This is a genomic window from Planococcus donghaensis MPA1U2 (assembly GCF_000189395.1).
Classification (GTDB): Bacteria; Bacillota; Bacilli; order Bacillales_A; family Planococcaceae; genus Planococcus; species Planococcus donghaensis_B.
In genome coordinates this window covers 157,917-179,128 of record NZ_AEPB01000032.1, presented here as the reverse complement: position 1 = coordinate 179,128, position 21,212 = coordinate 157,917, and the positions used below count along the sequence as shown (strand labels likewise).

The following is a 21,212-nucleotide window of genomic DNA, read 5'->3' as shown; positions in this document are numbered from 1 at the left end:
CTTGCTGAGCAATTACCCAGCAAGATTTTTTGTCAATCGGTTATCAAAGCTGAAATCAGTTTGATTTTCTCAACCGGTTCACTTGTATATTCGATACTATTATATATCATTTTTGAACATTCTGCGAGCTCTTCTGTATTCGAGTAAATTGTAGCAATTGACTCTCCCTCTTTTACGAAGTCTCCTACTTTTTTGCGAAGAACGATTCCAACTGCCAAATCAATTTCCGATTCTTTTGTTGCACGCCCTGCACCAAGTACCATTGCAGCTGTTCCAATTTCATCTGCTTCCATAAATGAAATATAGCCTTCTTCTTTTGAAGAGACTTCCGTTACGAACTTAGCTTGTGGCAATAATGTGACATCGTCTACTACTGCAGGATTTCCACCTTGATCTTTAATAAATTGCTTGAACATTTCTAAAGCCTGTCCATTTTCAATGACTTTTTCTAACATAGTGCGCGCTTCTTCAAGTGTTTCTGCTTTTCCGCCAACAACGACCATTTGACTGCCAAGTACCATGCACAATTCAGTTAAATCTTCTGGTCCATTGCCTTGAAGCGTTTCAATGGCTTCTTTAACTTCCAATGCATTTCCTATAGCAAATCCAAGAGGTTGGCTCATATCAGATATAATCGCCATTGTTTTTCTACCGGTTGCATTGCCGATTCCAACCATAGCATGCGCTAGTTCTTTCGCGTCTTCCGGCGTTTTCATAAATGCACCTTCGCCAGTTTTCACATCTAACACGATAGCATCCGCTCCGGCTGCAATTTTCTTGCTCATAATTGAACTTGCAATCAACGGAATGCTGTTAACAGTACCTGTTACATCACGCAACGCATACATTTTTTTATCAGCAGGAGTCAAGTTTCCACTTTGTCCGATTACCGCTAATTTATGATCATTTACTTGTTTGATAAAATCTTCTGTTGAAAGTTCAACGTGGAAACCATCGATTGCTTCTAATTTATCGATTGTTCCACCGGTATGACCAAGTCCGCGCCCGCTCATTTTAGCAACCGGAACCCCACACGCAGCAACTAGTGGTCCTAAAACTAAAGTTGTCGTGTCGCCAACACCACCCGTAGAATGCTTGTCGACTTTGATGCCTTCAATAGCTGATAAGTCGATTTGGTCGCCCGACTCTGCCATCGCCATTGTTAAGTCTGCACGTTCACGTTCTGTCATATTTTGAAAATAAACCGCCATTAGGAAAGCGCTCATTTGGTAATCAGAAATTTCACCATTTGTATATCCCGTAATAACAAACTTAATTTCTTCTGTTGATAACTCACTGCCATCTCGTTTCTTTTCGATTACGTCTACCATTCTCATGCCTATTACCGCCTTCTCCATTTAATTTTCGCGCAGTTAAATTGCATTTCAGTTGTATACTTATTGGTTAATGCGAGATAAAAAGCTTGTACCGAATTTAGGCATTTCTACTGAGAAGTTTTCAGCAATCGTAGCACCGATGTCAGCAAAAGTTTTACCTGTTTCCAACTCTTTTCCGCCTGTAAAACGTGGAGAGTAAGCTAAAAGCGGTACATATTCACGTGTATGGTCTGTCCCTGGGAATGTCGGGTCATTTCCGTGATCAGCTGTAATGATTAACAAATCATCTTGCTGCATGTTTTCTAATACTTCTGGAAGACGTACATCAAACGCTTCTAACGCATCTCCATACCCTTGAGGATTTCTTCTATGACCATAAAGTGCATCAAAATCAACTAAGTTCAAAAAGCTTAATCCATTAAAATCTTCTTTTACAACTTGTACTAGTTTATCCATGCCATCCATATTATCTTTTGTGCGAATCGCTTTTGTTACACCGGCTCCGTTATAAATGTCATCGATTTTCCCAATCGCGATCACATCTTTTCCACCATCTTTTAACTCGTTCATAACTGTACGATCAAATGGCGCTAAAGCATAGTCGTGACGGTTTGATGTTCGCTTGAATGCTCCAGGTTCACCAAGAAATGGACGCGCAATTATACGGCCTACTAAATATTCAGGAGCCAATGTCAATTCACGTGCAATTTCACAAATGCGGTAAAGTTCTTCTAACGGAATGATTTCCTCATGAGCTGCAATTTGTAACACAGGATCTGCTGAAGTGTAGACGATAATTGCGCCTGTTTCCATATGTTCTTGACCAAGCTCATCTAAAATTTCCGTTCCACTTGCTGGTTTATTACCAATTACTTTACGACCTGTTTTTTCTTCAAGTTGTTCGATTAATTCTTTTGGAAAGCCGCCCGGATACACTTTGAACGGCGTATCAATATTCAAGCCCATAATTTCCCAATGCCCAGTCATTGTATCTTTTCCGACTGAAGCTTCCTGCAATTTCCCATAATAAGCAGCTGGGGAATCTACGTTTGCAAGCCCTTTCACAGAAACGATGTTTCCTAGTCCTAAATTCTCCATGTTCGGCATGTTCAATCCGCCTACAGATTCTGCAATATGTCCAAGTGTATCTGAACCTTTATCTCCATATGCTTCAGCGTCTGGTGCTTCTCCAATGCCCACTGAATCTAATACTACTAAATGAACGCGTTTAAATGGTTGTGTCGTCATAAGTATTCCTCCTTATTTTGCTTCTAGTTTACCACAGTTACTACTATTGTCGGAAGTCAGACCTTTTTTATGCACGTGGGTGGAATTGAGAATAAACGTCCTTTAAGCGCGTTTTACTCACATGCGTATAAATTTGAGTTGTAGATATATCTGCATGACCTAGCATTTCTTGTACCGCGCGAATATCCGCTCCATTTTCTAATAGATGTGTCGCAAAAGAATGACGCAGTGTATGCGGTGTTAACTCTTTTTGTATACCTGCTTTTTGGGCGTGTTGCTTTAGAAGTTTCCAAAACCCTTGACGAGTTAAGCGTTTGCCTCGTTGATTGATAAATAGGGCATCTGTCTTTTCGCCACTTTTCACTAAATCTATCCGTCCTTGCTCTAGATAGGTTTGACAAGATGTTAAAGCAGATTTGCCTAGAGGAATAATTCGTTCTTTTCCACCTTTACCTGTACAGCGGACAAAACCCATCGTTAAATGCACATCTTCTATATCAAGATTAATGCATTCACTGACACGCATTCCGCTCGCATACAATAATTCCAACATCGCTTGATCACGTAAGCCATTCGCTTTATTGGTTGCTGGTACTTGTATTAATGCATCAACTTCTTCAATAGATAAAATGTTCGGTAATTTTTTGTCCATTTGAGGCATTTCCAAGTGAACAGTTGGATCCGTTTCAACGATTCGTTCACGAATCATAAATTGATGAAAAGAACGAATTGAAGATATATGGCGCGCTACTGTTCGTGGCGTTTTAGTTGTTTCTTTTAAATGACGTAAATGATTTAATATATGCACACGTTCTACTTTTTTCAAAGACTCTAATTGCTCTACTTCTTTTAAATACTGCAAATATACTTTCAAGTCGCGTTCATAAGACGATAATGTATTATCCGCAAGCTGTCTTTCAACACGTAAAAAATGTATATAATCATCGAGTGCATCTTTGCCAAAATTCATGTGTCTGCCTCCTTCACCTGCTACGTATACATATGGGTTTTCCCACAATAAAAGGACGGCCAGTATGGGCCGTCCTTGTTGGCATCAGTTATTCTGATGGATTTTGAGAATTGCTGTCGTTGCAGCGCCAGCAGATGCCATGGAAAGTAAGACGGTGGTCTTTAATTTGGAAATTCCAGCGTTTCTCTACTATGTTCTCCACATCTTCTAAAAGATCTTCTTGTATCTCGTCTACCGCTCCACATTCCAAACACACAAGATGATGATGGAAATGTGCCGCACCTTCTTGTCTTAAATCATATCGTGACACACCATCACCGAAATTTATTTTGTCGACAATTTTCAATTCCGTTAAAAGTTCTAATGTCCGGTATACTGTTGCCAATCCAATTTCTGGTGCAATGTCTTTTACTAAAAGATAGACGTCTTCCGCACTCAAATGGTCTTCTTCATGGTCCAACAAAACTCGAACTGTTGCTTCACGCTGTGGCGTCAATTTGTAACTCGCAGCGTGTAATTGTTTTTTTATGCGGTCGATTCTAGTTTCCATGCGACGCCCTCCCTCAAACTGCCTTTATTATATCAAAAGGGAGTTCTCAATTACAACAATACTATTCATTGTTTATTGATAATCGTTATAAAGTGATAATAGTTTCAATTCTCAATTGATAATCGTTGTTTTGCCCACAACACAGCAAACGCAGTTTTGGCATCATAAATTCTTTCATCTATTACCATTTGCTCTGCTTCTTCTAATGTAACTTCCATCAATTCGACAAACTCATCGTCATCTAAAACTGCTCCATTTGTTGCTTTGCTTAAACCTTCCGCTACGAACAAATGAACCACTTCATCCGCAAATCCTGGAGAAGTCGCAAACGTTTGAAGTTTTACTAACTTTTCTGCAGTATATCCTGTTTCTTCTTCTAATTCGCGCATGGCAGTCGTTTCAGGAGCTTCGCCTGGTTCGAGCTTACCAGCTGGAATTTCAACTAAAGATCGTTCTAGCGCTTTACGATACTGCTCTACAAGAATTATTTTGTTATTAGGTGTAATTGCAATAATGGCAACTGCCCCTGGATGCTCAACCAATTCGCGTTTTGACGTATGGCCATTTGGAAGTGATACATCGTCTACTTTTAGATTAATCACTTTTCCTTCATATAAACGATTGGAATGAATTGTTTTTTCTTCAAACTTCTTCATTGGAACCCTCTTTTCATTTGTGGTTTCTCTGACAAAAAGTATACCATATTAGAGACGACAGACTAAATGAGGTGGGAAAAGATGAAGAAAAGACAATTAGGAAAAAGTGGACTTGAAGTAAGTGAAATTGGCTTTGGCTGCATGTCTTTACCAACTAACGAAAAAGAAGCGGGACGTGTTGTTGATGAAGCAATTGCTCACGGGATTAATTATTTCGATACGGCAGACTTATACGACAAAGGGGAAAACGAAAAAGTTGTCGGCAAGGTATTAAAGCATCATCGAAATGATGTCATCCTCGCCACTAAAGTAGGTAACCAATGGGATCCAGATTCAGACGAAGTCCAGTGGAACCCAACTAAGGACTACATTAAAAAGCAAATTCACACAAGTTTAAAACGATTGCAAACAGATTATATCGACTTGTATCAATTGCACGGAGGCATGATCACCGACAACTCTTTAGAAACCATTGAAGCTTTTGAAGAATTAAAAAAAGAAGGTTTAATACGCGCTTATGGGATTTCATCAATTCGGCCAAATGTGATCAATCGATTTTTAACAGAAAGCGAGATTGCTTCTATTATGATGCAATATAGCTTACTAGACCGCCGCCCAGAAGAGCTGCTTGATAGTATACATCAATCAGGTAGGTCCGTGATGACGCGCGGCACATTAGCAAAAGGTTTGCTAACCGCTGAAGGACTTGAGCGTGCAAATAAAACCGGTGGCTATTTAACTTACGAGTCAGAAGAATTAAAACACACATTACAAAAGCTTATGAACATTCATGACAATCTACATGCTTTATCACTCCATAGCGTCTTGCAGCACAAAGCGATTGGAGCAGTAGTAACGGGTGCAAGCTCTCCAGAACAAATCAAATCGACCATAAAAGCTTATGAATCCACTGTCTCACAAGATCAAATAGAACAAGCAAAAACCGTAACACGTCAAGATATTTATAAAGAACATCGAAACTAAACGTTTTGGCGACATATGTTAACAAAATTCACAATAGGCATAGACCTCCAATTTTTAACGGAGCTCTATGCCTATTTGTATTTGCTTAAAAGGTGAAGCGATAATTATTTAGAATTTCCAATTAAGATAAATTAAAAAAATTCTTAAAACCTAGTAGTGACAATAGTCTATGTCAACAAAATGAAAAAAGAACACTAAATATTCTAAAAATATGGAAAAATAAGTTGTTTTTTAATTTTTCTTTGTTATTATGAATAGATAGAATCACTTTTAAGTGAATTATTAAAACAAGGAAGGAATTCTATAGGTAATAGTACCCTTATTGTCGTAAGGAAAAAAGGTTTCACAGATTGGATGCAATACCCATTAAAGGAGGATGAAAAATGATAAAGAAGATTTTTACTACTGCTGCTGTATTAACATTAGTACTAACCAATGCCAGTTTGGCACCATTAGCAGCCACTACTTTTGAAGACCCAAGCAATGTAAAACCCGCTGACTATGCAGCAGATGTCAGTTTGAATCCAACGTTAGAAGCGATTATTAAAAACGCTTCAGGAGAAACTATTAACACAGTCGACTTTAAACAAGGTTACAAATACGACTTTGCTAGTAGTAAGAGCATGACAGCTTTTGAAAATGACTCTGTTGAGAATCCTATCTCTGTTGCTATTCAAACAGACGCAACTCCTTTAACGGGTACTAAAATCGAGGCCATTGCCGCTAATGACAACAAAACAGCGATTACTAAAAGCAATAATGGTTTCCCCTCTCAACGTTTTGTCGTTGATGTATCTAAAAACATGGCCGCCGGAAATGTAATTGAGATTTATTGGGAAGGCAAAACCTTAGCAAATGGCTTAGCGAACTTATCGGCATGGGACTATAAAGCTGGGAATTGGGTAGCCTTAAGCCAAAAAGAAGGGAATGCTCAAGGTAAAGAAATAACTTTGTCAGCCGAAATAGAAGTTGATAGGTTTGTAAGAGACGGCCAAGTTCAAGCGATGGTTCATGATTCTGGAACTGTGACGAACTCTAATGACAAAGACTTTACAATGTTATGGTTTACTGACACCCAGTACTATGCAGAAGATTACCCTGAAATTTGGACATCTATGACTGACTGGATGATAGCTGAATTTAAAAAAGGGAAATTTGAGTATGCCATGCATACAGGTGACCTTATCAATCGGTACGAAGAAATTGAACAATGGGAAATCGCAAAAACGAATCTAGACCGAATGGATGCCGCTAATATACCTTATGGCGTTCTTGCAGGAAATAGAGATGTCATGCCAGATCGCACACAAAAAATTTATGATTATTCACGCTTCGGACAATATGCAGGAGTCGATCGTTTTAAAGATAAACCTTGGTTTGGAGAAGCCATGAACGAGGAAAATCAAAATCATTACGATCTATTCTCATTTGGAGATCATGATTTCATTATGCTTTATCTTGGTTTCGGAAAAGACGGATCACAAGAAACTGTAGACTGGGCAAATAAAGTGTTAAAACAACATGCTGATCGCAATGCAATTGTTGGTATGCACGAAAACATTAACTCTTTAAATCAATATGTAACTGATACTGCTCGAACTGTTAATAGAGAAATTGTTAACCCTAACGAAAATGTCAAAATGGTTCTTAGCGGTCACCATCACGGTGCAAATTATCGTGTAAAACAAGTTGAGAATGCAGATGGCACAAATCGTGAAGTGTTAGAAGTTCTAGCAAATCACCAAGGTAATCTCCCTCCTGATCGTGGACAAGGTTATTTGCGTTTGCTGACATTCGATCCAACGGATGAAACGTTAGATTTCGTTTCGTATTCTCCATATCTAAACGATTACGATTTCGATCAATTTGACCCAGCGAAAGAAAGCTTTACTGCTAATTTTGATTTAGCTGATGTCGAAGCTAAACCAAATCCAAGACAAATTGAGACAGATTACTTAGCAGTTAATATCTACACAGATCAAACGATTGGACAAGTTAAAAATGTAAAATCAGGCGATAAAGCTACTGTTCAATGGAAAGGCCTGAACGAAAAAACAAACTATCAATGGTATATAACTATGATTAATGCTGCTGGAGAAAATGAAAAATCCCCAGTTTACCAGTTTACAACTGGCGTAAAAGAACCTGATCCAGAACCAGAGCCAGAGCCAGAGCCGGAACCAGAGCCAGAGCCAGAACCATCTAAACCTACATTCCCAGATGTTACACCCGAAAAACCTGACTGGGCATACGAAGCAATTGAACGTATGGCTGGCAAAGGAATTATTCAAGGTTACCCAGACAAAACGTTTAAATGGAGAAATAGCATTGAAAGACAACACGTTTCGCTAATGTTCACACGTGCTTTACCAGAACTGAAAAGCAAACCACCATACAAATTGTTTAGCGATGTTCCTGTAGGCTATAAATATTTCGAACCAATCATGGCAACTCAGCAAGCTGGCATTGTTGAAGGATACGACAACAAATTCCGCCCTGCCGGTATGCTTACACGCCAAGAAATGGCAAAAGTACTTGTAGTGGCATTTGATATCAATGCAAAAGGGTCTCACAAATTCCCAGACGTTGATCCAAACGGATGGTCCGATCCATATATTGATGCATTATACGCTGCAGGAATTACTGTCGGTTCACCCGATGGGAAGTTCAATCCAAAAGCCGATGTCACTAGAGCCGAGTTCGCCGTCTTTATGGACAGAGCATTAACTTACACTAATAAGCAATGAGAAAAAGGAGCCTGCATTTGCAGGCTCCTTTTTTAAGTTTTATATCAATCATTCACATTAAAACTTATTCCTTTTATCACCATGACGTTCTAGCAATTCCGCGAACGACAAATTCTTCTCACGTTCTTTCCGCTCGAATAAGCGCTGGGCTTCTTTTTCTTCTTCTAATTTTTGTTCTTCTTTGAGCAGTTCTTTTTTTGTTTCTTTCAATTTTGACAACATGTCTTCTGAAAATAAACCGTTAGTTTCTTCTTTTCTTTTAGCCACAGGTTTTCTCTCCTTAAGAACGTTTAATGACAGTTGCGATTCCTTGGCCGCCACCAATACATAAAGTCGCAAGACCTGTCTTCGCATCACGTTTAATCATTTCGTGCAATAACGTAACGAAGATGCGTGTACCACTTGCACCAATCGGGTGACCAATCGCAATCGCTCCACCATTAACATTTAAAATATCATGGTTAAATTCTAATTCACGATCAACAGAAATTGACTGAGCCGCAAATGCTTCGTTCGCTTCGATCAACTCAATATCACCTAGTGACATATTCGCCTTAGTCAACGCATTTTTCACTGCTTGTACAGGACCAATTCCCATAACAGCTGGGTCCACTCCTGCTGTTCCACTTGATACAACTGTCGCAAGCGGTGTTAATCCTAGTTCCTCAGCTTTCGCTTTTGACATCACAACAACTGCAGCTGCGCCGTCGTTAATGCCTGACGAATTCCCTGCCGTTACGCTGCCATCTTTTTTGAACGCCGGACGCAATTTCCCTAACTTTTCTTCGTTCGAGCTGCTCTTCACGTATTCATCTGTTTTAAAGACGATCGGGTCTCCTTTGCGTTGGGGAATTTCCACAGGTACGATTTCATCGTTAAAGCGTCCCGATTCAATTGCAGCCGCTGCACGCGCTTGTGAACGCGCCGCGAATTTATCTTGCTCTTCTCGCGTAATATCATATCGGCTACATAAATTTTCTGCTGTAACACCCATATGATAGTCATTAAATGCACATGTCAATCCATCAACAAGCATGCTGTCGACAACTTTTTGATCTCCCATACGGAAACCGCTACGTGCATTTTCCATTAAATAAGGTGCTCGGCTCATATTTTCCATTCCGCCCGCTACCACGATTTCTGCATCTCCTGCATAAATTGCTTGGTAAGCTAATTGGATAGATTTTAATCCAGAACCACACACTTTATTGATGGTCATTGCTGGCACCGTTTCCGGAAGTCCTGCGTTAATTGACGCTTGACGAGCCGGATTTTGACCAAGTCCTGCTTGGAGTACATTTCCCATAATAACTTCTGAGACTTGGTCTGGTTGAATGCTTGCACGTTTTAATGCCTCTTTAATCACGATTTCCCCTAATTTTGTAGCTGGAACATCTTTAAGTGACCCTTGAAATGATCCAACTGCAGTTCGGACAGCGCTTACAATAACGATTTCTTGTGACATGAAATTTCCCCCTTGAATGATTGTTTGCTAGTTGCTCTTTCATCCCACTCCTCTATACAATAGATAATAGGGGGGATACTATGTTCAGTTTACCAAAAAATGCTACGATTATCGAGGTTGGGCCACGAGATGGTCTTCAAAACGAAGCAAAACTTGTTCAAACAGAGGATAAACTTCAATTTATCAGTGCTTTACAAAAAGCGGGCATCCAAGAAATGGAGCTAACTTCATTTGTGTCGCCAAAATGGGTGCCTCAAATGGCAGATTCTCAAGACATAGTCGCCAGGACAGAAAAAATGGGTCGACAGTTTGTGTTAACTCCGAACAAACGAGGCATTCATACTGCTCTCGAATCTGGTGCACAATCACTTGCTGTTTTTGTAGGTGTTTCTAATACGTTTAATCAAAAAAATATTAATAAAACGACACAAGAAAGTATGGCTGCCTTAAAGCCGCTCATTCTTGATTTAAAAAAACAAGGGATTTTTGTACGCGCCTGCATTTCTACTGCGTTTTACTGTCCTTTTGAAGGCGCTATTTCGCCTGAAGCGACAATTGATCTTTGTCGTGAATTTGTCGATTGGGGTATCGACGAATTGAGTGTGGCAGACACAATTGGAATGGCTAGTCCGAAAGAAAGTTATGATTTATTTACAAAACTTGTTAATGAATTTCCACAAGTGATGATGACCGCTCATTTTCACGATACACGAAGAATGGCTTTAGCTAATATCGTTTCAGCCTTGCAAGCAGGTGTTACCCGTTTCGATGCCTCTGCAGGCGGTTTAGGCGGCTGTCCTTTTGCTCCGGGAGCAACAGGCAATGTAGCGACGGAAGACGTTGTTAATATGCTTCACCGGATGAACATACAAACAGGAATTGATTTAGACCTTCTTTGTGCAGCTATCGAAAAAATAGAGCCTCACGTAACAAATCCGGTTACGACAGGCATGTACACGTTATACAAAAATCAATCTTAAGGAGCTAACGCGATGAAGAAAAGATTAATCTGGACTTCAGCAATTGTTTCTAGTGTTTTAACCGCATCGGCTACCGTCGTAGGAATCATCGCCAGCAATCGAATCATGTATGTAAAGAAAAAAGATGATCAATTAATTTTGGAGAGAGAAATTACGGCGAAACGCTATGACGAGGCCTGGTATGCAAACGTGCCAAAAAGTGAACAGTGGGTCGAATCAGACAACGGTTATCCGATTAAAGCTATTTTTTTGGAACCTCATAACACAAACCGGTATGTCATCATTTGTCACGGAGTCACGGAATCAAAAGTGAATTCTTTTAGATTCGCTCGGATGTTCGAACATTTGGGATTTAACTCGGTCGTTTACGATCATCGGCGACACGGCGATTCCGGCGGGAAAACTACCAGTTTTGGGCATTTTGAAAAACTCGATTTAAAAGCGGTTGTAAAGGCACTCGAGCTACACGTGGGACCCGATTTATTTTTCGGCATACACGGTGAATCAATGGGAGCCGCGACTACTCTTTTGTACGGCGGTATGGAGGATACCGCAAATTTCTATATTTCCGATTGTGCATATTCCGATATATCCGAACAAATTCTGCACGTCATGCGAACGACGACACCTTTACGCACGACTTTAGCATTAAGACTCGCAAGTCTTTTCATGAAAATGCGTGATGGGTATTCGATTTCTACAGTATCGCCTCGAGAAACCGTTAAAAACATTAAGAATCCCGTACTTTTTATACACAGCATCAATGATGATTTTGTTTTGCCTAAAATGAGCGAAGAACTTTTCGCCTTAAAACAAGGTCCAAAAGAGTTGAAGCTGTTTTCTGAAGGTGCACATGCCCAATCTTTCAACAAAAACCCAGAAGAATATGAAGAAACCGTAGCAGAATTTTTAATGAAATATGGACTTTTAACGCCTAATCAGAAAAAAATTCCAATGTCTTCTTCAGTTAATTTTACCAGCACATAAGAAAAGCACTCCGCGGAGTGCTTTTCTTATGTGTTTTTATTTCTGTTTAAAACTAACTTCATGCCAGCTTCTCCCTCTAGACCAATAAATAACTCAGTAATGGGTCCACTTTTCACAATACCTGTAACATGCAGCTCAATCGTGTCTAAGTTGTAATCTGTCATATCTTGCACCAATTCTTGAATCTTATCCAAAGAAACCGGAAATGCTTTTTTAACACGCTCATTTTCAAGATGAAACTTTCCTGCCTCTTTTTTATCTTCTTCTATGACCGGCAAGTAAAACTTCAACTCTTCATTTTCTGCCATTTTGCATTCCTCCTTTAGTTATAACGTGAATATGGGTACTTATTGCCACAATACCCGTTCTCGTTAAATCTAATAGCAAACTACGACAAAATAAAAAAAGCACTCCGGAGAGTACTTTTTATTTTTTAACTTTTTTTTCTTGGTTTAGTTGATGCTTTATTCATTTGAGACATCATTTGATTGATTTTTTTCTGAGACGGTTTTTGTCCCATTTGCATCATCATGATTCGTAGCATTTCTTCATTGATTGGTGGGTTATCTTGCAAATATTTCATCATATATCGACGTGCGATATAGAATCCAAGTGCAACACCTGCGAGTAAAGCCACGATAACGATTACGATCCAGATCCATGTATCCATTCTTGTTACCTCCTTCGTGTTGCGTAAATAAGTAGTGCACCACAATGGATTATACTATAAAAAAAGTATTGTGACCATAAGTAGAAAAATAATAAAAAAATGGGAGCCATAACTGCTCCCATTCCTCATTTTACTGTTCGTTAATCAAGTTTTTCACTTTGTTTGCAACGTTTTCAACAGTAAATCCAAGCTCTTCCATAATGCGTTCGCCTGGTGCACTTGCGCCAAAACGATCGATTGCTAGAATATCGCCTTCGTCACCTGTATAACGATCCCATCCGAATGAAGTACCTACTTCAATCGCTAGACGTTTTTTAACAGTTTTCGGAATAACAGATTGCTTGTATTCTTTGTCTTGTTTTTCGAAACGATCCCATGATGGCATTGAAACAACAGATACATTGATGCCTTCTTCAGCCAATTGCTTTTGAGCTGCAACAGCTAAACCAACTTCAGATCCAGTCGCTAACAACAATGCTTGTGGGTTTTCAACAGGCGATACTACATAAGCGCCTTTTTCAACGCCTGCTTCTGCTAGTTCCCCGCTGTTTTCTAAAATCGGTAAATCTTGACGCGATAAAACTAAAAGAGTTGGTGTTGTTTTAGCTGTTAACGCTAAACGCCATGCCGCTTTTGTTTCGTTTGCATCTGCAGGACGGACAACGCTCAAGTTTGGCATTGCACGTAGAGAAGCTAAATGTTCAACCGGCTCGTGCGTTGGACCATCTTCCCCTACAGCTACACTGTCATGCGTGAACACGTATGTTACAGGAAGACCCATTAAAGCAGCTAAGCGAATCGCTGGACGAACATAGTCACTGAAGACGAAGAACGTTCCACCAAATACATGTAGTCCACCGTGAAGTGCCATACCGTTTAATGCAGCACCCATTGCGAATTCACGAACACCAAACCAAATGTTACGGCCTTCAGGGTGTTCAGCGTCAAAGTCGCCTGCACCTTTGATGTTTGTTTTGTTAGACCCTGCAAGGTCAGCACTACCACCAAAGAATGACGGAACCGTTTTAGCGATTGCATTGATCATGTCTCCAGACGAAGCACGCGTTGCTTGTTTCTTGCCAGCTTCGTATGTTGGGAATTCTGAATCAAAGTTTTCTGGAAGTTCCCCACGAATAGCCATTTGCAATTGTTTAGCTAGTTCCGGGTGTGCTGATTCGTATTGAGCGTATAATTCGTTCCATTCAGATTCAGCTTTTGCTCCCAATTCTTGAGTAGCTTGTTCAAATGTTTCATAAACTTCTTCTGGTACGTGGAACGATTCTTCAAATGTCCACTTGTAATTTTCTTTTGTTAATTTCATTTCATCTTCACCAAGTGGTGCTCCGTGTGAATCTGCTTTACCAGATTTGTTTGGAGACCCGTAACCAATTACTGTTTTGACTTCGATTAATGTTGGTTTGTCTGAAGATTGCTTCGCTTGTGCAATTTTTTCAGACAAATCACCCATTTCGTTGCCATCATCTACGCGCAAGTAGTTCCAGCCATATGACTCAAAACGTTTTTGAACGTTTTCAGAAAAACTTTTGCCCAGTGGTCCATCTAATGAGATGTCATTGCTATCGTAAAGAACTACTAATTTATTTAACTTTAAATGACCTGCAAGAGAGATTGCTTCTCCCGCAACACCTTCCATTAAATCACCATCTCCGCATAAAGCGAATGTGTTGTGATCTACGATGTTCATGCCTTCTTTGTTGTATGTAGCTGCTAAGTGACGTTCAGCCATCGCCATACCAACGGCCATACCAATTCCTTGGCCAAGTGGTCCAGTTGTTGCTTCAACACCTACAGTGTGACCAAATTCCGGGTGACCCGGTGTTTTTGAATCCCATTGACGGAAGTTTTTAATTTCATCCATTTCCAAGCCATAACCGCTTAAATGAAGCAAGCTATATAAAAGCATGGAACCATGTCCTGCCGATAACACAAAACGGTCACGGTTAAACCAGTCCGGATTTTTCGGGTTATGGTTCATGTGTTTCGTCCACAATGTATACGCCATTGGAGCTGCGCCCATTGGCAATCCTGGATGACCAGAATTTGCTTTTTCAATAGCATCGATGGAAAGCGTACGAATTGTTGTTACTGCAAGTTGATCTGCGTGGGTTGACATAGTAACATCCTCTCTCAAACAAAAATTTAATCCTATTCTAGTTTAGTCAACTATAGGAAAGAATACAATGAAAAAGAGAATAAGTATTTAATTCAAATACTTATTCTCTCGAATATTTTTGACCTTTTCAGGTGTTACATCGTTTCCTTCAGGGTCAATTACTTTTACGTTTTCAATTGTACCGCGCATTGTCTTGCGGAAAGTTTGCAAATACTCTTGGCGCAAAGCAGATTGTTCTTTTGCTTCTTCTTTTGACAAACCTTCTGTTTTCGACTTACGTGACAATTGATTAATACGGTTTAATTTGTCTGGTGATAACATACACATCCACCTTTCTTCTTTTCATATCGTACAAAAAAAGTCGGGTTTCTGCAATGGTTTAGTCTTCCATAAGCCTTTGATATTCTTTAAAGCGACGATGTACCGTAGCTTTACTTGCCTGATAGCCGAAGCCTTGAAGCGTTACAGCAATTTCACTAAACGTTAAGCCATTGGTCTTTAAGCTCACAATTTGATCAATAGGTAAATCTAGGCGTTCCCGTCCATCAGGATTTCCTTTGCCTTTTAAATTTCTTTCTGGTTTATAGCCATTGTCTACAGCACGTTTCATGCCTCGTTTGATTTTGGCATTGTGTATTTTACGTTGATATTCTTCTACAATCGCTAGTATTTCTAGAACCATGTCGTCCATATCGTTTAATGCAATGGGTCCTTGATCTGACAAGGTATAAACTTTCACATCGTATTTTTTCATCACATGTAAAAGTGCTATGCGTGCATGACCTCTGCCTAAGCGTGTTTCATCTTGTATAAACACAGCTTCTACTTTTTCAGTTTTAATGCTGTTGAGCATTTCCAATAATCCATCACGGTCCATTTCGTATCCACTATGTTGATCAGTGAACACACCATCTACTTTATAGGATTGCTGAAATGCAAACTTCATCAATTCTTCTTCTTGTCTTTCTAGTGAAGATTCTTGCGTATCTTTTGTCGTACTGACACGACAATAAATAAAAGCGTTTTTCTTCATTCAGAATCACCTGCAAATATTCTTGTTTCATCTGGAGAAAAATTTAGTTGTTCACTGGGTATTTTAAGCGATTGTCCGGCAATAATTTTTGCGGTAGAAAGATTATTCTCTTTCATAATTTCCTCAATCCATTCATGATGGGGAGTCGAACCACTAAAAGATTCAGCTAGTGTCCAAAGTGTATCCCCTTCTTCTATTTTTACTTGGCTGGTTTGTACACTATTTGTATTATGGGTCAAAATTACGTAAAAAGTAAATACCATAATTAAAGCAAAGAATAAGATTAGGTAAGAATTTTGTCGGATGATTGTCATCTGAATCGCCTCCTGAGAATAAGTGTTCGGAATGTATGTTCTCATAATAATGCGAACAGGTGTTTTTGTCAACGATAAAATTCGAACCTATGTTTGCATTTCATAGCCCGAGTTGGTATACTATTGGTAGAAATCCAGTAGAACTACTCAAATGAGGTGAAACGGTTGAAAAAAGTATCTAAACGTCAAGAAGACATACTGACATTCATAAAAGAAGAAGTCCGCCTAAAAGGCTATCCACCTTCCGTTCGTGAAATTGGAGAAGCAGTTGGCCTAGCATCTAGTTCGACCGTTCACGGTCACTTGGCACGCCTTGAAAGTAAAGGCCTGATCCGCCGTGATCCTACAAAACCTAGAGCAATTGAAGTTATCAGTACGGAAGAAGCATTAATTGATAAAAGCCCAGTATTGCACGTTCCATTAATCGGTAAAGTAACAGCAGGTATGCCAATTACAGCTATTGAGAATGTTGAAGAATACTTCCCGCTACCTCAAAGCTATGGTACAGAAGATGATCATATTTTCATGCTTGAAATTATGGGTGAAAGTATGATTGAAGCAGGGATTCTAAACGGAGATTATGTGGTGGTAAAACAACAGCAAACCGCTAATAATGGAGATATTGTTGTTGCGATGACCGCAGAAGACGAAGCAACTGTTAAACGTTTCTTCCGCGAAGATAACTATTTCCGCTTGCAACCAGAAAACTCTTCAATGGATCCAATCATTGTGGATCAAGTTTCTATTTTAGGTAAAGTGGTTGGCGTTTATCGTCAAATCCATTAGGAAGAATTTTGATTAAATTGCTATAGTAAAAATAGGCATTGGAATAGAACTATTCCAATGCCTATTTTTTATACTTTTAACACAGTAATTTTTCAACTTAATATTTTTATTATGTAAACAAGAAACTTTATTATTTAATACAACTAAAGGCTAGAATAACAGGGATTCTTTTTCTTCGTTCATATTCTTCTTCATCATGGAAATCTTGACGTCTTGGCATCCCTTCGCGAAGTCCCGTAATTGTAAATCCTGCTTTCGTTAAAGAGAAAAAGTAACTTTCAATTGTTCGATGATGTTTAACTACAATTTTATCTATCCACGGCTCATGTCGTTCGCCTTCTACAAAGTAGTCATCAACAATCCAATTCCCTCTTCTTTCACCTGTCTTTTTGCTTTCAAAAGAAGATGTTGTTAAGGGATGTTGAACACTAAAGACAAACTGTCCCCCACTCTTTAAGCTGTTGTGAATGTTATGGAAGAACTCTTCTACCTCTATTAAATAATGGATTGCTAAACGGGAAGTAACTATATCAAAGTGTTCTTGCGGAAAATCGAACGATTCCATCGTAGATTTTGTAATCTCACCTTGAAGGCCTTCTAAATTTTGAGATGCTAGTTTACTCATTTGTTCAGATCCTTCTACTCCCTGGTAGTAAAGCGCTCCTAACTCTATTAACTCTTTTCCGAATTCGGCATCTCCACAACCTAAATCCAATATGCGTTTGTCTTGCACACCTTCAAGTAAGTCATACATTACGGGTTTTTCAATGCTATTATTCGGACTATCCACTCGATTTCTTCGTTTTAAATAATTCGACAAAAACTCTTGTTCATCATAAACACTTGAACCTTTAAATTCCAAACGAACTCCCCCTTGTTAGAAACTAAAAAAAGATGCCGCATAAGCAGCACCTTAACGTGCAGCTTATCAAGAAAGACTCTTCTATAATTCGCTGACTTTAATATAGTTAACTAAATTAATCGTGATCCGGTAAATAGAACCTGTTTCTTTGTCCGAAATTTCATAAGTACCATTAGATGGAATTTGACTTAATGCCGATTCTTTATCCATGGCCTGAACATTATGAACGATGATGTTTTCTTGATCAAAATTGAACTCAACTCGAAACGTCTTCATGTAATGGCCTCCCTTAAAGTATCGCGCTCTTCGTGACTCAGTTTACCATAGTTAGGTTTCTATTGCTGTTTGTATAATTCTTTGTAGACAACAACTTTAAGAGCTAATAACTCTTCTTCGCTTAAGTTTTCTTCAAGTTTTTTAATGACCTCTTCTGCAGTCATGGTGCCGTCTTCTACGCCCGACTTCATCTTAGACAAGTCACTGATTCCCACTTTTTTAATCAACGTGCCAGCAGCATCTCCAGTCGTTTGAAACGGCAAAGTTTGTTGTTTAGGCTCCGCGATTTCTGCTTCTTCTATGTATTGGCGCATTTTCGGATCGTTTTCTACATACTCCACAACTTTTTCCAACTGACCATTGCTCCGCATTTTTTCAGTCGCTTCTGTTGCAAAGCGCTCCGTAGAAAGATCTGGACCTACGACATACACACCTATTCCAGCAAAGGAAAAGAAAATCAAAAATACGATGATTGTCATTAAAAAGCGCATGGCCGACGCCTCCTTTGTTTTATTGATTATAACAGTAGACGAGTCGAAGTGTATAAAGTTTCCAAAAAAACCTCAAAATCCTATACAAAAGGAAATTGAGGTCTTTTTTAAGTATTTTCGTTTATTTGTTGTTTCTGCTGCTCCGCGATCCACCAGTCTATGTGTTCTAAGTTAAAAATCACAATATCCTGATAGGCTTTACGATGCGGAATTTTTCTTTTTAGCATTAACTCTGTAATTTGCTCTGCAGCCACAGGATAATTTACTGATTCCAAATAAGTTACCAAATTTGAAATGCCTTGTATCTTCCTCAATTTAATCCCCTCCCACAAAATCCTCCTTCTCGTGTACAAAGGAAAATTCAGTACGAGTTATTAAATTTGTAGGATACTCTATTAATATAACCTTAAGACAAGGACTTCAAACCTTCTAAATAGGTTTTCAAACAAAATAAATTAAATAATAATCAAACTAATATCATAAAGTATTTATTTTTACTACAAGGAATTTTATGAAAACTTTATTGATTACTCTCTTAATGCCTTATACTCATAGGCTTATGAATTCGGCTTTCAAAAGTTTTTACTTATCCATCATATAATTGGAATTTCTCTAAATAAAGATCTTGAGCTTTAAGATTTTCTACTACTTCGCTTTATGATTTTCGAAAAACCATTTTCTTAATCAGAGGGGTTCTACCCATCTAAGTTTGTTACATCTAAATTACTAAGGAAGCAAATGAATTAAAAAAAGATTAGAAGACTATGAATTCCAGGGTCTTTTCCATATACTAGCTAACTCTTTGACTCTTTCTATAAAACAAAAAAACCGTTGGAGCTTTAAGCCCCAACGGTTTTCCTATTAATACATTTTCAAGTATTGCTCGCGTTCCCACGGGTGTACTGATGTGCGGAACATGTCCCACTCGATTTCTTTCGCTTCAACGAAGTTATTTAAAATGTGTTCGCCTAAAGCTTTAGTCATGACTTCATTTGTTTGTAACTCTTGTAGTGCAGCGTACAATGTGCCAGGTAGGTCTTTAATGCCGACAGCTTCACGCTCTTTTTTGTTCATCGCGTAGATATTGCGATCTACCGGGTTTGGCGGAGTCAATTTTCTACGGATGCCGTCAAGACCTGCACCTAATAGTACTGCCATTGCTAAATACGGGTTAGCTGCTGGATCGACTGAACGCACTTCAACACGTGTAGACAAGCCGCGTGATGCCGGAATACGGATTAACGGGCTTCTGTTTTGACCAGACCAAGCGATGTAACAAGGTGCTTCGTATCCAGGAACTAGACGCTTGTATGAGTTTACTAATGGGTTTGTAATAGCTGTAAATCCTTCAGCGTGCTCTAAAATACCTGCAAGGAATTGGTAAGCTGTTTCACTTAGTTTCATTTCGCCGTCTTCGTCAAGGAATGTATTGCGATCTCCATCAAACAACGAAACGTTCATGTGCATACCAGAACCATTTACACCAAATAATGGTTTCGGCATAAATGTAGCATGTAGTCCGTGTTTACGAGCGATTGTTTTAACAACAAGTTTAAACGTTTGAATATCATCACATGCTTTTACAGCATCTGCGTATTTAAAGTCAATTTCGTGTTGTCCAGGTGCCACTTCGTGGTGAGATGCTTCAATTTCAAAGCCCATTTCTTCTAACTCAAGCACGATGTCACGTCGGCAGTTTTCGCCAAGGTCCATAGGTGCTAAGTCAAAATAACCACCGTGGTCATTTAGTTCTAATGAAGGTTCGCCACGTTCATCAAGTTTGAACAAGAAGAATTCTGGTTCAGGTCCAAGGTTGAAGTGTGTGAATCCAAGCTCTTCCATTTCTTTTAATACACGTTTCAAGTTTGTACGTGGATCTCCAGCAAATGGCGTACCGTCTGCACTGTAAATATCACAGATTAAACGAGCTACTTTTCCTTTACCTGTGATCCATGGGAAAACAACCCACGTATCAAGATCCGGGAATAAATACATATCAGATTCTTCAATGCGTACGAAACCATCGATTGAAGATCCGTCAAACATCATTTTGTTATCGAGTGCTTTGTCCAATTGGGATGTCGGTATTTCAACGTTTTTAATGACCCCAAGAATGTCGGTAAATTGCAGACGAATAAAATTAACGTTCTCTTCTTTTACTAATCGTTGAATGTCTTCTTTTGAATACTTGCCCATGTTCTCTTCACTCTCCTATGAATGTTATATGTAAGCCCATTTCAGTTAAAGAAACGGGATAAATCACCTTGTCTAAAACCGCCTTTTTCAAATGGACGGGCTTGGTGTTTCAATTCTTCATGCAGCAACTTTCGCAACTCTGCATCGCTCAAGCTTTTCGGCTCAGCTTTTTCGTTTTCAGGGGTTTCTTTTAAGTCGTAAAGTTTTTTAATGCCTGCCATGTTCAATCCTTGATCCAAATAATCTTTGATCTCAAGCAAAGCATCGACATCATTTAGTGAAAACATACGCTTGTTGCCTTCTGTACGGGCAGGGCTGATTAGCTTGTGCTCTTCGTAATAACGAATTTGTCTCGCTGTCAATTCCGTCAGCTGCATAACTATACTGATCGGAAGTAGCGGCATTGTCCGTCTGACCCGGTTCGTCATAAGATTCACTCATTTCAAATAATTACTACTTCTAAATCATACATCACGTTATATTAGTTGTCAACGAAATGTTAAGTTTTCTAACATGTGAATTTTCT

Annotated in this window: 24 protein-coding genes; 5 read left to right on the top strand and 19 right to left on the bottom strand. The window is 39.1% G+C overall.

Annotation, left to right across the window (positions count from 1 at the left end; translation table 11 throughout):
• Positions 1-32: 32 nt before the first annotated feature.
• The 5 genes from GPDM_RS09660 to GPDM_RS09640 all read right to left on the bottom strand — a co-directional run bounded on the left by GPDM_RS09660 (position 33) and on the right by GPDM_RS09640 (position 4,761).
• Positions 33-1,337 (bottom strand): pyrimidine-nucleoside phosphorylase, encoded by a 1,305-nt coding sequence (locus tag GPDM_RS09660; RefSeq protein ID WP_008430969.1) that lies wholly within the window; start codon positions 1,335-1,337, stop codon positions 33-35.
• A gap of 60 nt (positions 1,338-1,397) precedes the next feature.
• Entirely contained in the window at positions 1,398-2,585 is a 1,188-nt protein-coding gene (gene deoB / locus GPDM_RS09655; protein WP_008430968.1) for a phosphopentomutase, read from the bottom strand.
• A 67-nt stretch (positions 2,586-2,652) separates the two neighbouring features.
• The gene (gene xerD, locus GPDM_RS09650) at positions 2,653-3,555 is read right to left on the bottom strand and encodes a site-specific tyrosine recombinase XerD (protein WP_008430966.1); all 903 of its coding nucleotides are present in this window, start codon (positions 3,553-3,555) and stop codon (positions 2,653-2,655) included.
• 88 nt (positions 3,556-3,643) lie between these two features.
• Positions 3,644-4,105 carry a ferric iron uptake transcriptional regulator gene (gene fur, locus GPDM_RS09645; protein ID WP_008430965.1) on the bottom strand — a complete coding sequence of 154 codons (462 nt, stop codon included), beginning with the start codon at positions 4,103-4,105 and terminating at the stop codon, positions 3,644-3,646.
• Positions 4,106-4,209: 104 nt separating this feature from the next.
• Complete coding sequence (locus GPDM_RS09640; RefSeq protein WP_008430963.1) at positions 4,210-4,761, bottom strand: NUDIX domain-containing protein; 552 nt, start codon at positions 4,759-4,761, stop codon at positions 4,210-4,212.
• A gap of 81 nt (positions 4,762-4,842) precedes the next feature.
• Between GPDM_RS09640 and GPDM_RS09635 the strand changes: the two genes are divergently transcribed.
• Together GPDM_RS09635 and GPDM_RS09630 are read left to right on the top strand one after the other, a co-directional pair.
• Positions 4,843-5,745, top strand: a complete 903-nt coding sequence (locus GPDM_RS09635) for an aldo/keto reductase (RefSeq protein WP_008430962.1) — start codon at positions 4,843-4,845, stop codon at positions 5,743-5,745.
• A 383-nt stretch (positions 5,746-6,128) separates the two neighbouring features.
• On the top strand, positions 6,129-8,492 hold the full coding sequence (locus tag GPDM_RS09630) for an S-layer homology domain-containing protein (RefSeq protein WP_008430960.1): 2,364 nt from the start codon (positions 6,129-6,131) through the stop codon (positions 8,490-8,492).
• Between the two features lie 57 nt (positions 8,493-8,549).
• On the opposite strand, the gene GPDM_RS09625 is transcribed toward GPDM_RS09630, so the two are convergent.
• Positions 8,550-8,759: a DUF3886 domain-containing protein gene (locus tag GPDM_RS09625; RefSeq protein ID WP_008430958.1), complete on the bottom strand. Its 210-nt coding sequence runs from the start codon at positions 8,757-8,759 to the stop codon at positions 8,550-8,552.
• Between the two features lie 13 nt (positions 8,760-8,772).
• Complete coding sequence (locus tag GPDM_RS09620; RefSeq protein WP_008430957.1) at positions 8,773-9,957, bottom strand: acetyl-CoA C-acetyltransferase; 1,185 nt, start codon at positions 9,955-9,957, stop codon at positions 8,773-8,775.
• An 80-nt stretch (positions 9,958-10,037) separates the two neighbouring features.
• Here GPDM_RS09620 and GPDM_RS09615 point away from each other — a divergent pair, with 80 nt between their 5' ends.
• Complete coding sequence (locus GPDM_RS09615; protein ID WP_008430955.1) at positions 10,038-10,937, top strand: hydroxymethylglutaryl-CoA lyase; 900 nt, start codon at positions 10,038-10,040, stop codon at positions 10,935-10,937.
• Positions 10,938-10,949: 12 nt separating this feature from the next.
• Positions 10,950-11,924, top strand: a complete 975-nt coding sequence (locus GPDM_RS09610; protein ID WP_008430954.1) for an alpha/beta hydrolase — start codon at positions 10,950-10,952, stop codon at positions 11,922-11,924.
• A 26-nt stretch (positions 11,925-11,950) separates the two neighbouring features.
• Here the strand turns inward: GPDM_RS09610 and GPDM_RS09605 are convergent, their stop codons facing one another.
• The 6 genes from GPDM_RS09605 to yneA all read right to left on the bottom strand — a co-directional run bounded on the left by GPDM_RS09605 (position 11,951) and on the right by yneA (position 16,075).
• Positions 11,951-12,232, bottom strand: coding sequence for a hypothetical protein (locus GPDM_RS09605; RefSeq protein ID WP_008430951.1), 282 nt, complete (start codon positions 12,230-12,232; stop codon positions 11,951-11,953).
• Between the two features lie 125 nt (positions 12,233-12,357).
• Positions 12,358-12,594, bottom strand: coding sequence for a YneF family protein (locus GPDM_RS09600; protein ID WP_008430949.1), 237 nt, complete (start codon positions 12,592-12,594; stop codon positions 12,358-12,360).
• A gap of 130 nt (positions 12,595-12,724) precedes the next feature.
• Entirely contained in the window at positions 12,725-14,728 is a 2,004-nt protein-coding gene (gene tkt, locus GPDM_RS09595; RefSeq protein ID WP_008430948.1) for a transketolase, read from the bottom strand.
• 87 nt (positions 14,729-14,815) lie between these two features.
• Positions 14,816-15,049: a DUF896 domain-containing protein gene (locus GPDM_RS09590; protein WP_008430945.1), complete on the bottom strand. Its 234-nt coding sequence runs from the start codon at positions 15,047-15,049 to the stop codon at positions 14,816-14,818.
• Positions 15,050-15,107: 58 nt separating this feature from the next.
• Positions 15,108-15,761, bottom strand: a complete 654-nt coding sequence (locus GPDM_RS09585; protein WP_008430943.1) for a YneB family resolvase-like protein — start codon at positions 15,759-15,761, stop codon at positions 15,108-15,110.
• Positions 15,758-16,075: a cell division suppressor protein YneA gene (yneA, locus tag GPDM_RS09580; RefSeq protein ID WP_008430941.1), complete on the bottom strand. Its 318-nt coding sequence runs from the start codon at positions 16,073-16,075 to the stop codon at positions 15,758-15,760. Before yneA ends, GPDM_RS09585 begins: the two co-directional genes overlap by 4 nt.
• Before the next feature lie 165 nt (positions 16,076-16,240).
• Here yneA and lexA point away from each other — a divergent pair, with 165 nt between their 5' ends.
• Positions 16,241-16,861, top strand: a complete 621-nt coding sequence (gene lexA, locus GPDM_RS09575; protein ID WP_008430939.1) for a transcriptional repressor LexA — start codon at positions 16,241-16,243, stop codon at positions 16,859-16,861.
• A 130-nt stretch (positions 16,862-16,991) separates the two neighbouring features.
• Here the strand turns inward: lexA and GPDM_RS09570 are convergent, their stop codons facing one another.
• The 6 genes from GPDM_RS09570 to GPDM_RS09545 form a co-directional block, all read right to left on the bottom strand.
• The gene (locus GPDM_RS09570) at positions 16,992-17,723 is read right to left on the bottom strand and encodes a class I SAM-dependent methyltransferase (RefSeq protein WP_008430937.1); all 732 of its coding nucleotides are present in this window, start codon (positions 17,721-17,723) and stop codon (positions 16,992-16,994) included.
• Positions 17,724-17,804: 81 nt separating this feature from the next.
• Positions 17,805-17,999, bottom strand: a complete 195-nt coding sequence (locus GPDM_RS09565; RefSeq protein WP_008430935.1) for a hypothetical protein — start codon at positions 17,997-17,999, stop codon at positions 17,805-17,807.
• Positions 18,000-18,058: 59 nt separating this feature from the next.
• Complete coding sequence (locus GPDM_RS09560) at positions 18,059-18,490, bottom strand: hypothetical protein (protein ID WP_008430934.1); 432 nt, start codon at positions 18,488-18,490, stop codon at positions 18,059-18,061.
• 107 nt (positions 18,491-18,597) lie between these two features.
• Complete coding sequence (locus GPDM_RS09555) at positions 18,598-18,804, bottom strand: hypothetical protein (RefSeq protein WP_008430932.1); 207 nt, start codon at positions 18,802-18,804, stop codon at positions 18,598-18,600.
• Between the two features lie 547 nt (positions 18,805-19,351).
• Entirely contained in the window at positions 19,352-20,686 is a 1,335-nt protein-coding gene (gene glnA / locus GPDM_RS09550) for a type I glutamate--ammonia ligase (protein ID WP_008430930.1), read from the bottom strand.
• A 41-nt stretch (positions 20,687-20,727) separates the two neighbouring features.
• Positions 20,728-21,114, bottom strand: coding sequence for a MerR family transcriptional regulator (locus tag GPDM_RS09545; protein WP_008430929.1), 387 nt, complete (start codon positions 21,112-21,114; stop codon positions 20,728-20,730).
• Positions 21,115-21,212 lie beyond the last annotated feature (98 nt).

Coding starts and splice junctions, on each gene's coding strand:
- GPDM_RS09605 (WP_008430951.1), bottom strand. CDS start 12,232: ATGGCAGAAAATGAAGAGTTGAAGTTTTACTTGCCGGTCATAGAAGAA.
- fur (WP_008430965.1), bottom strand. CDS start 4,105: ATGGAAACTAGAATCGACCGCATAAAAAAACAATTACACGCTGCGAGT.
- GPDM_RS09660 (WP_008430969.1), bottom strand. CDS start 1,337: ATGAGAATGGTAGACGTAATCGAAAAGAAACGAGATGGCAGTGAGTTA.
- GPDM_RS09615 (WP_008430955.1), top strand. CDS start 10,038: ATGTTCAGTTTACCAAAAAATGCTACGATTATCGAGGTTGGGCCACGA.
- GPDM_RS09640 (WP_008430963.1), bottom strand. CDS start 4,761: ATGAAGAAGTTTGAAGAAAAAACAATTCATTCCAATCGTTTATATGAA.
- GPDM_RS09620 (WP_008430957.1), bottom strand. CDS start 9,957: ATGTCACAAGAAATCGTTATTGTAAGCGCTGTCCGAACTGCAGTTGGA.
- GPDM_RS09635 (WP_008430962.1), top strand. CDS start 4,843: ATGAAGAAAAGACAATTAGGAAAAAGTGGACTTGAAGTAAGTGAAATT.
- GPDM_RS09590 (WP_008430945.1), bottom strand. CDS start 15,049: ATGTTATCACCAGACAAATTAAACCGTATTAATCAATTGTCACGTAAG.
- GPDM_RS09630 (WP_008430960.1), top strand. CDS start 6,129: ATGATAAAGAAGATTTTTACTACTGCTGCTGTATTAACATTAGTACTA.
- glnA (WP_008430930.1), bottom strand. CDS start 20,686: ATGGGCAAGTATTCAAAAGAAGACATTCAACGATTAGTAAAAGAAGAG.
- GPDM_RS09560 (WP_008430934.1), bottom strand. CDS start 18,490: ATGCGCTTTTTAATGACAATCATCGTATTTTTGATTTTCTTTTCCTTT.
- yneA (WP_008430941.1), bottom strand. CDS start 16,075: ATGACAATCATCCGACAAAATTCTTACCTAATCTTATTCTTTGCTTTA.
- GPDM_RS09545 (WP_008430929.1), bottom strand. CDS start 21,114: ATGACGAACCGGGTCAGACGGACAATGCCGCTACTTCCGATCAGTATA.
- tkt (WP_008430948.1), bottom strand. CDS start 14,728: ATGTCAACCCACGCAGATCAACTTGCAGTAACAACAATTCGTACGCTT.
- GPDM_RS09585 (WP_008430943.1), bottom strand. CDS start 15,761: ATGAAGAAAAACGCTTTTATTTATTGTCGTGTCAGTACGACAAAAGAT.
- GPDM_RS09600 (WP_008430949.1), bottom strand. CDS start 12,594: ATGGATACATGGATCTGGATCGTAATCGTTATCGTGGCTTTACTCGCA.
- deoB (WP_008430968.1), bottom strand. CDS start 2,585: ATGACGACACAACCATTTAAACGCGTTCATTTAGTAGTATTAGATTCA.
- xerD (WP_008430966.1), bottom strand. CDS start 3,555: ATGAATTTTGGCAAAGATGCACTCGATGATTATATACATTTTTTACGT.
- GPDM_RS09565 (WP_008430935.1), bottom strand. CDS start 17,999: ATGAAGACGTTTCGAGTTGAGTTCAATTTTGATCAAGAAAACATCATC.
- GPDM_RS09610 (WP_008430954.1), top strand. CDS start 10,950: ATGAAGAAAAGATTAATCTGGACTTCAGCAATTGTTTCTAGTGTTTTA.